The organism is Chitinophaga sp. HK235, from assembly GCF_018255755.1.
GTDB lineage: Bacteria > Bacteroidota > Bacteroidia > Chitinophagales > Chitinophagaceae > Chitinophaga.
In genome coordinates this window covers 7,673,625-7,686,070 of sequence record NZ_CP073766.1, presented here as the reverse complement: position 1 = coordinate 7,686,070, position 12,446 = coordinate 7,673,625, and the positions used below count along the sequence as shown (strand labels likewise).

The 12,446-nt window shown below is 46.4% G+C and carries 6 protein-coding genes; 1 reads left to right on the top strand and 5 read right to left on the bottom strand.

Going from position 1 to position 12,446, the window contains the following annotated elements; translation table 11 throughout:
• The first annotated feature begins 190 nt into the window (after positions 1-190).
• Positions 191-1,471, top strand: a complete 1,281-nt coding sequence (locus tag KD145_RS29580) for an OmpA family protein (protein ID WP_212003406.1) — start codon at positions 191-193, stop codon at positions 1,469-1,471.
• Positions 1,472-1,607: 136 nt separating this feature from the next.
• On the opposite strand, the gene KD145_RS29575 is transcribed toward KD145_RS29580, so the two are convergent.
• The 5 genes from KD145_RS29575 to KD145_RS29555 form a co-directional block, all read right to left on the bottom strand.
• The gene (locus KD145_RS29575; RefSeq protein ID WP_212003405.1) at positions 1,608-2,594 is read right to left on the bottom strand and encodes a DUF5007 domain-containing protein; all 987 of its coding nucleotides are present in this window, start codon (positions 2,592-2,594) and stop codon (positions 1,608-1,610) included.
• A gap of 8 nt (positions 2,595-2,602) precedes the next feature.
• Positions 2,603-3,295 carry a fasciclin domain-containing protein gene (locus tag KD145_RS29570; RefSeq protein WP_212003404.1) on the bottom strand — a complete coding sequence of 231 codons (693 nt, stop codon included), beginning with the start codon at positions 3,293-3,295 and terminating at the stop codon, positions 2,603-2,605.
• Between the two features lie 18 nt (positions 3,296-3,313).
• On the bottom strand, positions 3,314-4,816 hold the full coding sequence (locus KD145_RS29565) for a RagB/SusD family nutrient uptake outer membrane protein (RefSeq protein ID WP_212003403.1): 1,503 nt from the start codon (positions 4,814-4,816) through the stop codon (positions 3,314-3,316).
• A gap of 19 nt (positions 4,817-4,835) precedes the next feature.
• Positions 4,836-8,003, bottom strand: coding sequence for a SusC/RagA family TonB-linked outer membrane protein (locus tag KD145_RS29560; RefSeq protein WP_212003402.1), 3,168 nt, complete (start codon positions 8,001-8,003; stop codon positions 4,836-4,838).
• Positions 8,004-8,807: 804 nt separating this feature from the next.
• On the bottom strand, positions 8,808-12,425 hold the full coding sequence (locus KD145_RS29555; protein ID WP_212003401.1) for a DUF6443 domain-containing protein: 3,618 nt from the start codon (positions 12,423-12,425) through the stop codon (positions 8,808-8,810).
• Positions 12,426-12,446 lie beyond the last annotated feature (21 nt).

Sequence of the window (12,446 nt, the reverse complement as noted above, 5' to 3'; positions counted from 1 at the left end):
TGCGGAGTGCTCGGAAGGCACGTTTAAACAGTCGGTTTTTTGCGTTAAGCAGGGCGAAGGTACAAAAAAATGGCTGAGCTGCCAAGTTTTATGGTAGAAAATCAAACAACCTTGAAGCCGGAAATGTTATAGGGTTGTTGTGTTCCAATCTTTTCCACGCTTATTTTCTTCATCATTAAACCCTACAATTATGTCATTTGACTTACTTGAAAGTGCAAAAAGTATTTTTAACAGTAATGTTGTCAGTCAGGCTTCCTCACAATTAGGAGAAAGTGAGGGCGGCATACAAAAAGCATTAAGTGGGATTGTACCGATGGTGTTAGCAGGGCTGTTGAACAAAGCCGGTTCGGGAGCTGATGCCGGCGGCCTGCTGAATATGATAAAGGGAGTAGCCGGCGATGCAAACCCATCTGCCGTAAGCGGAGCGCTTCTAGGTGGTGGCACTGGCCTGCTAACCAAGGGAGCAGACCTTCTGCGTAATCTTTTCGGAGACAAGATCGGCTCCATCACCGGTATGTTATCTTCTTTTGCCGGTATCAAGGAGTCATCTGCCAGCACACTGTTGCAAACAGCTGCACCAGCCACACTGGGCGTTGCCGGTCAATATGCTGCACAGAACAACCTCACCCCCAACTCATTTCTTTCTTTTCTCAATACACAAAAAGACAGTATTCTGAATGCCGTTCCGAGCGGCCTGAATATCGCCAGTCTGTTAGGACTCTCCAGTCTGGGCGACCTGGGCAAGAAACTGGGTGGCATCGCTGCCGGCATAGGTGGTGCCGGTATAGGCGCTGCAACCCATGCCATGAGCAGCGCAAAACAAGGCGGCGGCAGCCGCTGGTTATTGTCACTCGTCCTGATTCTCGTAGCCATTGCATTGCTGTGGTACCTGATGAAGGGCTGTGGTGGCGGCAAACACGAAAATACCGTAGTCACCGATAGCATCACCACCAGTCAGCTGGCCGACTCCTCCGCTTCCCATGTTACAGAAGGTGGCCCCGTAAATCGTGAAAGCATCAAGGTATCACTGCCCGACGGTAGCGTCCTCCAGGCCTATAAAGGTGGTATCGAAGACCAGCTGGTGACCTTCCTGAAAGATAATACCCGCCCCGCCAGCAAAGATGTATGGTTCGACTTCGACGACCTCAACTTCAAAACCGGTAGCGCACAAATCACCGAAGAAAGTATGAAACAGGTAGGTAACATCGCCGCCATCCTCAAAGCCTTCCCGAAAACAAAAATTAAAATCGGTGGCTATACCGACCGTACCGGCGACAGTACCCAAAACCTCAAACTCTCCCAGGAACGCGCTATGGCAGTAGAAACAGCCCTCAAAAACGCGAAAACAGACCCTGCACAACTGCTCGGCGCCGAAGGCTACGGTTCCCAATTTGCCAAAGCCGCTGCTGACGCCCCCGATGAAGAAAGGAAAAAAGACAGACATATTTCTGTTAGCGTCCGCGAAAAATAACGGCGATGAATGTGATTTTGCTGATGCTCCTGATGGGTGGAGATTGATATGAGGAGATGAAGGAGTAGGATAAGTTATAAGGGCTGACCCAAAAGTAAAAGTTACTTTTGGGTCAGCCCTCGTTTTTTTTTAAATATCAACTGCTTTTTCTGGTGACTTTCGGCACTTTGACGGTCACTTCATAAGTACCCGGAACCAATAGTCTGAATGAAAATCTCGGGTTCACACTGTAGATAGGGTCAGTAGTAGGTGCTACACCGGGATCTATCTGCACAAAGTCGCTGGGTATCCTGTAATACATAAGATAACCATATCCCGGCACTTCCTTTAGTGGGAAAGGCGTTACCTCAAAATCACAGATCATGGTAGTGTCGGTGTATTGTACCGGATGGAAACGGGAATAGCTTTCAAACAGCGGTCTGTCGCCACGTTTGATAAGTTCTCCTGTTTTCGGGTTGAACGGTGTGCCATTTTTGTCCGTGATCTTCAGGATCACACGGAACCCATCGTTGGACAGCTTCTTATATGTTACGCCCGGTGAGCCGATATCACCGCTGGTGGTGGTATTGTTCTTGAACCACGCGCAGCCTTTGCTGATGTCCTGGAACTCGACCAGGTATAATTGAAGCACTGATATATTCTTGAATATCTTCGAACCTCTTTCATTGGATACGCTGATATCAAAAGTATAATTGCCATTGGGGATATTGATAGATCCGTTATTCACGATCAGCTGTCCTGATTTCTCCACGATCTGCAAAGGGGGAACACGCTGTTTGGTGCGGATAGCATTCAATTGCTCCACGGTGGTGTCCTTGTTGGGATCAAACAGTTTTGTGAATACCAGTATTTCCTGCGAGTCGGTAAAGGCCTTTACCGATTGGCCGGTAGCGAGGTCGCGGATATCCACCAGTTTCACATTTAGCGGATAACTGGTGCCATCACCCTGGAAAGAGCGGGAATCTGCTGTATAGTAGGTACCTTTGGGCACGCGGAAGGTATCATCCACGTATCTGATCTGGTCGCTGATATAGCCTGGGATAACCTTTTTACAGGACATGAACGCCGCGATGACGAGCAGCGCCAGCAGTCCTTTTTCGTATATGTGACGGAGTGATTTCATAGCCTGACTTATTTAGGTTGCTTGGCAAAAGTGAAATTATGTGAGTTGCCTATTACGTGTACTACCCCATTGTTGGTGATAATGCCCGACGACTGGATAATGTCTTTTACATCTCTCTGTGATTCCGGCAAAGCCGCCAGGGAGTCGGGATCTACCGGATCCCGGGTGCCGAAGATCTTGGTGATATAGATGTATTTCGGGCGGTCAGTGAAGCCGGCATTCACATAAGTGTTGCTAGGGTCTTCTTCCAGTGTGATGAGACGTTGTTCCCCATCTTTAGCGGTATATAGGGTCCCGTTCTTATTCAATGAATCACGGATGATATTTCCAGGGAAGATATAGGCCCGCAATGAATCTTTCAGGCTGGGGAAATCCAGCTGGTCAAAGTTGAACACCAGGTTCTCATTGCCTGTCTGCAATTGCAGCCTTGCCTGCACTACCTTCTTCACATAATTATAGATGCAATAATTGGTAGGTGCAAAGAAAGTGGTGTTATTGGCATTCACTTCGTCTTTTAATCCTGTTTTATCGATCAGGAGGATGAGTGTATCGAAGAGCCGGTTGGTATGCAGGTATTCGTAAGTGGTACCGTTGAATTTAGCGGAATGCAGGCTTCCACCGATGATATGGTCCTTTTTGCAGGACTGGAATGCCACCAGTATGATGCAGCAAAAAAGGATATAGCTACGGATCTTTTTCATGATCTTTTTTTTAGATGGTTATAGTCTTCCGTTCCAATAAGACGTTTGTTTCATCAATGGATTGTCTTTGAAGATGTTCCTGTTGATAGGCCAGTATGTTCTGCCGTAGTTGGCGTTGCCCTGCGTGAATGCGCCTGAGAATTTGTCGTTGAAGTCTCCCAGCTTTTTAGTGCGGCAGAGGTCCCAGTAGGTCTGTCCTTCGGCATATAATTCCCTCACTCTTTCATGCACAATGAAAGTAAAGAGGTCATCACCGGAGAGAGCGGGATTGGTAGGGGCCACACCGGCGCGTTGGCGGATCTTGTCCGTCAGTGTGCGTGCACCGGCTTCATCACCAAGTTTGAAGAGCGCTTCCGCGCGGAGCAGTATGATATCTGACAAGCGGGAGATGAGGATATTATTGGAGTACCAGGGATCACGTTTGATATCGCCATCTTTATAAATGACGCTGGTATACTTTCTGAGCATGGGCCATCTGCTATCAAGCGCATAATACCATACTTTGAAGCGGAGATCGGTGGTGTCGCTGCTGAAGCGATCGTAGATTTTGCCGATGGTCTCCATGTTCACGAGCCAGGGGACATCGTCTGTGTTTACCGGCTTGCGGGTAGCCAGGAACGGGTCGTATAGTGTTCTTTCAGCGATACCTTTTTTGGAGCCTTCATTCTGATTGTAGTTGATATTGATCTCGAAAATACTTTCAGTAGAATGTCCGATGGTCATCTTCACATATTCTGCGGAGTCTGTGATGAACGTGAGGTTAAACTTGCCGGGATTGTTCACGATCTCGCGGGTGTTCTCTTCACATTTGGCATAGTTGCCCATCCAGGCGTATATATGTGCTTCCAGCGCCAATGCAGTGGCGAGGCTGGCCCTGATACCACGGTCACCGGTATTTTCAGTTGTTACCGGCAGCAGTTTTTTGGCCTGTTCCAGATCGGCGATAGCCTGTTCCAGGACTTTCTGCTGCGCCTCCCGGCCATAGTTCCTGGCTTCTGACACATCTTCCACGGCATCTGTAACAAGCGGCACATCTCCCCACACCTTTGAAATAAAGAAATAGTTGAACGCGCGGAGATAATAAGCTTCACCGAGAAAATAGTTTTTCCTTTCCTGTACCTTAAACGCGGTGGCAGGAATGGCAGGTATTTTTTTGATCAGCAGGTTAGCCTGTGCAATCGCTTTATAGAACGGTGTCCAGTCCTGGAGATTATCGAGACCTCCGTAATATACACCATCAAAGGAACCGTCACGCAGCTGGTGTATATCATAGTCGCTGCCATAAGTGATCAGGAACGTATTACAGGGCGCATCACCGTATACGTAGTAGCGGTTTTGGTCGGTGAGGGCATCACGCAGCAGCGAGTAACCGCCGAGCAGGCCTGCGAGCGCATCGTTTTCATTCTGCCAGTAAACACCGCTGGACGGCGTTTCCCGGGGATTCAGCTCCAGCACTTTTTTACAGGACATCCCCAGTATGATCATGCATAACAGGCAGGCAATTATATGGATTCGTTTCATATCTTTTTCATTTTAAACGTTAAAAGCCCAGATCAATTCCCAGTGTGAATTTTGTTGGGATGGGATACCCGTCGCCATCATAAATACCATAGGCATTCACGGCTTCTGCGTCCGGGATAGTGGATCTCTGCAGCGTGAATACATTATCCATAATGCCATACACACGCAGGCGATTGAGGCGCAGCGTTTTCAGTACCCGCGGATTAAAGGAGTAGTTAAGACTGATGTTCTTCAGGCGGCAATAGGAGCCATTCTCGATGTACATGGTGGAGCCATCCAGCCAGGCATAATGATAATCACGGTCTGCCGAACGCAGGGAGAGGGAAGGGATATCAGCGACATCACCCGGTTTCTTCCAGTAGTTCACTTTGCTCAGATCGAAGAGTGCACCTCTTGCCAGGTTGTTTTCGCCATCGTCGCCGCTGCCGTCGAACAGTTTCACATAGCGACGGATCTTGTATGCATTCAGTATCTGGCGCCCCATGGTGAAAGTGAGAAAGAATGAAAAAGAAAACCCTTTGTAAGAAATCGTGTTGTTAATACCACCGGTATACTTCGGATTGGGGTCGCCGCCTACGATCTGGTCCATCGGTCCTTTGATATTAAAGTTACCTACCTGGTCCACGATAATCGGGTCGCCGGCTTTGTAAGCCACGCCCACCACATTTTTCAGCGGCTGGCCTGTAATGTAGTTGAAAGGCACGTCGGAGTCTTTGGAGTAAACGCCTCTGTTTTCAAATACGAACATCTGGTTGACAGGTTTACCCACATCCAGCAGATAGTCGAAGCCATAGGCGCCGCCGTTGTAAGATACGATCAGGCTTCTGCCGCCGTTAGGCAGACTGGTGATGACGTTCTGGTTATAGGAAATGTTGAAATCAGTGAACCATTGTACGGCGCTTTTTTCCGACAGGTTTTTGCTGTTGATCATCAGCTCCACACCTGCATTGCGGATACCGATGGCATTCGTCTTGGCCAGGTCATAACCACTATATATCGGTAGTCTGTAATCAAAGAAGCCACGGCTGGTACCACGGGAGTAAGCGTCTACTGTCAGGCGGATGCGGTCTTTGAAGAAGGTAGCTTCCAGTCCGAGGTTGCTTTGTATGGATTGTTCCCACGAAAGGCTGCGTTGTGCAATACCGCTTGAATAGTTGGGGATGATCACAGAGCCGCCATTATAGGTGGTAGCCGGTGAGTTGTCCTTATCCCCGAACTTGGCGGCATTTACAGTGTAGGTGTTGTAGCCGAGATAATTCTCTTGTGGCTGGCTGCCTGTAATACCGTAGCTGCCGCGGATCTTCAGGTAACTGAGCCAGTTGCTGGTTCCTTTCATGAAGGATTCATCACTGATGATCCAGCCTGCTGATACGGAAGGGAAATAGCCCCAGCGGTTGTTCTTACCGAACTTGGAAGAAGCATCAGCGTTGAATACGGCTGACAGCAGGTATTTTGCTTTGAAGTCATAGTTTACCCTTGCGAACAGGCTCTGGAGGCCATATTCCTGGAAGGCTGAACTGGCAGTACTGAAGTTCTTGTTGGCGGTGTTTACCGTATTTACATAGTCGCTCGCAATGAAGTCGGCATCTGCATAGGTATTGCGGTAAGCGTTGTACTCCATATTCTGGCCACCGATCAGGTTCAGGGTATGTTGCCCCAGCTTTTTCGTGTATTCGAGGGTGTTATAGATGGTCAGGTGTTCGGATTTGTCTGCGAAGGAAGAAGCATAGCCAAAGCCGTTGTCTCTCACGACGGCTGGTGAATAGTAGTCGCGGTTGGAATTTGACGTCTCATATGAAACGGTGGTATTAAACAACAGTGATGGCTGGATCACGTAGTTGAACACGGTGCTTAGCTGCATGCTGTTGTTAATGTTCTTGTCCATTTTGCGGCTGTTGCCCACCAGGAACTCTTCACCGCCAGGGGTGAGCCTGTAAAAGGAAGAGGGCAGCGCATCACTTTTAAAGGAGAAGTTTCCACCAGTACGTTCGTTCACAGAGCGCGGACGGTCTGTCCGGTACAGCCGGAAGATCGTACGGTTACTAAGTTTCGGCGTGATCTGCATGCTCACATTGGAGATCATGCTGTATCTTTTGAAACCTGTATTTTTCAGGATACCTTCTTCGTTATAGTGACCGAGGCTCACACGGTAGTTCACCAGTTCTGCACCTCCGGAAATAGACATGTCATAGTTGTGGATCATCCCCCGCTGATAGAAAAGCCCCTGCCAGTCAGTGTTATTGTTGAATGTCGGGTTGAGGCTGTCGGTAAGCATCTGCGGCAATTTGTAATTATCTTCCCATTGATTGTACTGGTTGAGCACATCCAGTTTCATTCTGCGCTCTTCAGCACCGGTCACAAGTTCAGTGAGCTTACGCTGTTCAGACATACCATGGTAGGTGCTGAAATTGAACTGCGCTTTTCCGGCTTGTGCTTTTCTTGTTTTGATAATAATCACACCATTGGAGCCCCTGGAGCCATAGATCGCAGCGGCAGAAGCATCTTTCAGTACGTCAATGGATTCGATATCGTTCGGATTCAAACCGGCCAGCAGGTTTGTATTGGTACCTTGTCCGTAGCTAAGCTGGCTGATATCATCGGTGGTGGTAGGGATACCATCGATCACGAAGAGTGGTGAACTGACGGCCCTGGCGGCATCATAGCCTCTGAGCACGGAGGTATTGCCTCTTACTACGAAGCTGTTGCGTGCACCCGGCTCACCGGAAAAGTTCTGCACATTCACACCAGCTACACGGCCCTGCAACAACATATCGAAGCTAGGTGCCGGGATGTCTTTGATCACATCCCCTTTTACGCTGGCAATGGCAGCGGTATTCTTTTTACGGGATACCTCCTGGTAGCCGATCACCACTACGTCTTTTAGTGATTTGGAGTCAGCCGACATGGTGATATTCACGTTGTTCCTGCCGCTTACGTTCACTTCGCGTGACAGGTAACCAATAAAGGAGAACAACAGTGTTTTTGATGATCCCTTTAATGTGATGGTGAAGATACCATTGCTTGTTGAGGTGGTACCATTGGATGAAAGCCCTTTCTCAATGATGGTGACACCCGGAAGCGGCGAACCGGTTTCGTCCCTGACGATACCCGTTACCTTCAGGTCCTGTGCCTGCAGGGATAGCGCAAGACACAACAAGCTTAAAGCGTATAAAAGTTTCTTAAACATTGTACTGATTTTTGGTTGATGTAGTTGACAATAGGCATAGCACGGCCAGGCCCTGCTGCTGCAGCGCTTTTCGCTTGTATATAACAAGCCTGTCAGGTGGAGGATTTTATGAACTCAGCAGGCAATAAGCAGCCACACCCTGTGATGACAGGGCGAGCGTACAGCAAACTATAGTTCATAAAAAGTTACATCTGCATGCCGTGCAGATACAGTTTAACTGCCACGAATGTGGTCAGGGAAAAAGAGTGTTGACATGTTATTGATTTTTGGTTGATGGGAAGAGGTTATGCAGGACGCTCGCACAACTTGTTTTTCATTTATTCACTGGTTAAATCCTGTGCACTGGAATCCGAAATATCTCCCTCCCCTTAGGAAAAAAGATGCAGCTTAATTCCCGCAAGGAAAAGATCATTGAAACAATACATTATCAGCATTAAGTAAGAAGAACGGATAAATCAATTTAAATTTTGGTTGACATAAAAATTTAGAAGCTAACTACACACGGCCCGCGACTAACAAATCAAAGGATAGAATAACAACGCTTTTTTTTCAATGCTCAGTTTTCTTCAGACAATTCATGCTCTTCATTCGTTGTGGACCAGTACTAAAACTGTCAAGTAAATTAGGGCTTAAATCAGTACCCAGGCTGCATTGGCCTGTTTTCTGACAATCTATTTACAAACAATCAATTTATCTTGCAGTTATTGGTAAAGAGTATACAAATATTGTTCATTTTGAAAATAATCAGTTCAACAAAAGAAAGCTGACCCAAAAGCAGTTTTTACTTTTGGGTCAGCCATCCCCCTATTTTTCTTTAGGCGTGAGACTCACACTACGTATTGCGTTTGCTCCTTTATCCATGTCTTTTAACAACTCTACAACTGGTAATGCATTCGTGTTAAGAGGAGCAACATCTCCGGCTGGTTTATTGAACATGTAATGAAATGGAGACAGATACTCCTGGAACTTTTCATGCTTGCGGAACTGTAAATACCGACCGATCTGCTGGTCGTAGAGCGATGTTTTAAAGTCGTACCACTCCAGGCTGCTACCATCCATAAATTCCCGGCTTTGCAGTTCATAACTGTTGAATTTTTTTCTGTTATCCGGATAGGCTGTTCCTTTCAAAGCATTACTGCTAATACCTTCCATCACGAGACCGGTAGGATAATAATGCGTCACTTCCAATAACGGGCCGGTGATAAGCGATACGGTGATGTTATCAAAATACAACTGTTGTGCACTTTCGTTACTGGGGAATACATAGAGATAGCCACTTTTGGAGACAACCATCTTGTCTGTGCCAAGTTGTTGTATTTGATCCGGGACTGGCTGTACCTGTTTGACACCACTACCCTCCTCCACCATCTTAAAGTGCTCGTCGAAGTATATGTAGTTCAGATAGGCTTTGGGCCGTAGTGGATCGACCTTTTGATCGTTTGCCGATTTTAGTCGTTCATAACTGTCTGTGGTAAGGTTGTTTGCGATCAGCGGTGGTTGATCGGCCCAGGGAGATGTATGCACAGAAGTACTTCCTGTGGTAGTTGAAGCGGTTTGTAATGTCTGATTTAACAGACCGGCCAGCGGTAACAACGGATTATTTTTCTTTACAGCAGTACTTTTATAAAAGGCGTTTGCACCAACCTGCACCGTATCTCCGGCCATTACGCGTAATACTAAAGATGGACCTGTTTTCTTTCCATCCGGCTGACCGGATAATAAGGATACAAATTCATTTTTCTCTTTTGTATTTGCAGCAGGATAACCAGCTGGTTTGGCGCTGCGTGTAGCCTCAAGATTACTGAAAGTACGCTCCTCTCTGGCCGCGTTGGCTGTCTCCATGCTCGCGCTGTAAACACTGGTGTCTGTTTGTTCTGTGAGTATTACCCTGACGTTATCCAACTGGTCTTTCTCAAAATAATCGTAGATATATTTAATTGGCTCACCAGTCTTCACCACTACACGAATACGGCCTTCTTCATGTGCAATAGACTGCAGCGTATCATTGCGGAATTCCAGATCGCCTACATAACCAATGGTTGTATATTTGCCTGCGCCGGTATAATCTGTAATCGCCTTTTGTAACTTATTTCCGTTTGCATCATAGGTATATACCACATACCCTTTTCCCCACATATAAATGGAATCTGGCTGGTCCAGATAATTGTATCGTAATACACTTGTCTGCCTATTCATATCGAGATACTGGTTACCGTTGGCATCATAATCATAGTCCTGTTGCAGATCTGTATTCGCTTCTTTAAAATCTCCCAACGTACTTAGCGGGTTGTTCACTCTATCGGTTACATAAAATATTTTATTGCTGTTGAAGTATACATATTTCAGGCTGTCTATCAGGATGGAGGAAGTACCGGAAAGCCCTCTCTGATTGAGAGACAGAATATTGCTGTTTAAATCATATTTTATTCCGCTTACCGTATAATCTACCTGACTTTTGGACCAGGTGGTGGTACCGGCATCCTGCTGGAGGAAATCGGCGCGTAACAAGTTATCTGTTTTATCGTACTTAAAATCATATTTGCGTAAGATGTTGTCATTGGCAGATCGCCATATAGTACCGGCCACCTTACCATTGTACTGCGGGTTTAAATAAGTAACACCAGGGATCAGGGAGGCAGCACTATCATATCCGAGGTCGAAGCCAAAATAGTTACCGGTACCGGTGCGTACGTAGTCCCTGTTTATCCCTTTTAACCAACCCTGAATATGGTAGGCATATTTCATACTATCCAGGTTGTTGCCTAAGGTTTTGCAAATGAGCTGTCCAAGGGTATTATAGCGCAATTGAACAATCGTTTTCAGTGGGCCGGAATCATTGAGTTGTTTATCTATCCGGGTGAGGTTACCGACGGCATCATAATATCTGACGGTAAGGATTTTTAGTTCAGGCGTCACCGTGCTTTTCGGATTATTGTAATGGTCATAGGTGCTCAGTATCTTACCTTCAAAATCATACCGTATGCTTTTGATATCCGTGCCACCATACAGGTTTTCGGATATTGTCTGGATTATTCTGCCTTTATCATCATAATAGTAGGTGGTATGAAGCATTAATGTGCTATCCAGTACCCATTTCAGCTCAAAGCATTTTAATCCACCGGTATGTTTTGACGAGGTAGTTGCTATGTCTGCCGTGCTGCTGTTACCACTCTGTAATTTCGTCATTTCAGTGGGCACAAAGGGATGTGAAAGGGTGGGATCGGCACCATAATTATCATAGCCATTCATCGTCAACAGGCGAATTGGCGTATAGTCAGGTAATGGTATTATAAGATTTCCAATTATCGAATCATATACATAGGTGTTTACCTTTTCCTGCATGGCATTCCGCGAATTGTTCGTTACCATGATCGATGTTGCGGTTATTCTGTCGAAATTGTCGTATAGATAATACAGCCATTGTCCTTTTGCCAGAAGGTTACCATCTCTTTTATAAACCAACCTGTCCTTTGCATCATACACCATCTCAACAAGATCCACTCCCGGCTTTTTTTCCCTGATCACCCTTCCTCTTCCATCGTATTCATAATAGTAGCAGAACGGTTCTTTTATACCGGGAACACTATCCACTGTCCAGGCTGTCCAGGGAAAGCGACCATGTCCCAACTGTTTTGTTCCTTCCGGTGTAATTATATAACGCAGGCGGTTGAAATCATCATACGAGTAGTGGGTATCTATTGCTACTGTATCGGCATATTTTCTTCTAAGTGTATGGTTATAATCAATATCGAAAAGATCAATGGTCCGATTTCCATCCGGATCTGTAGAGGTAATCTTATTGGCTTCCGCAAACTGCCATTCACTCAAGGTAGGTACGGCACCACTGTCGGAGGTAATCAGCCAGCGGTATAATAAACTATCCCACACCTCGTGCACGATTGACGAAATAGTGAATGCAGGATGACCTACGTAAGGATTCCAGTTAGCACCGGGGCCACCCTGCGCCCACAGCTCGTTGAGCGGGGTGTTAAAAAGTAGTACAGTAATCGGGAGACTATCTTTAGCTATATCCTCCACGGAGGTATTGGACGGTTTGTAAAATGTGCTCTGATCATGGAAAGCAGTGGTCCTGAGACTACCAAAATTACTGCCATTCAGGTCGGTATAGGGTAAATAGATTGGAGTATTATTTCCATAACTATCAAAATAGAATGGTGTTACCATATCTTTTAGTTCAGGGCTACCTTGTATGATCACTTTTTGCAATGGCCTTCCAAAGCCATCAATGTATGTAACGGTACTGGCCTTTCTATTTGCCGGTAAGGCTTCCGCGTCAGCCTGATTGGTAACACCTGTTGTTTTAATAGTTGTCTCTACTATAAAATTGTTGCCGGTACTTAACTGGCTATAAGCGGTTGCTGCGTATAAAGTCAGCCATATGATGATCAGTATGTTTTTCATACGAACACATTGAGCGGTTAC

Coding starts and splice junctions, on each gene's coding strand:
- KD145_RS29580 (WP_212003406.1), top strand. CDS start 191: ATGTCATTTGACTTACTTGAAAGTGCAAAAAGTATTTTTAACAGTAAT.
- KD145_RS29575 (WP_212003405.1), bottom strand. CDS start 2,594: ATGAAATCACTCCGTCACATATACGAAAAAGGACTGCTGGCGCTGCTC.
- KD145_RS29570 (WP_212003404.1), bottom strand. CDS start 3,295: ATGAAAAAGATCCGTAGCTATATCCTTTTTTGCTGCATCATACTGGTG.
- KD145_RS29565 (WP_212003403.1), bottom strand. CDS start 4,816: ATGAAACGAATCCATATAATTGCCTGCCTGTTATGCATGATCATACTG.
- KD145_RS29560 (WP_212003402.1), bottom strand. CDS start 8,003: ATGTTTAAGAAACTTTTATACGCTTTAAGCTTGTTGTGTCTTGCGCTA.
- KD145_RS29555 (WP_212003401.1), bottom strand. CDS start 12,425: ATGAAAAACATACTGATCATCATATGGCTGACTTTATACGCAGCAACC.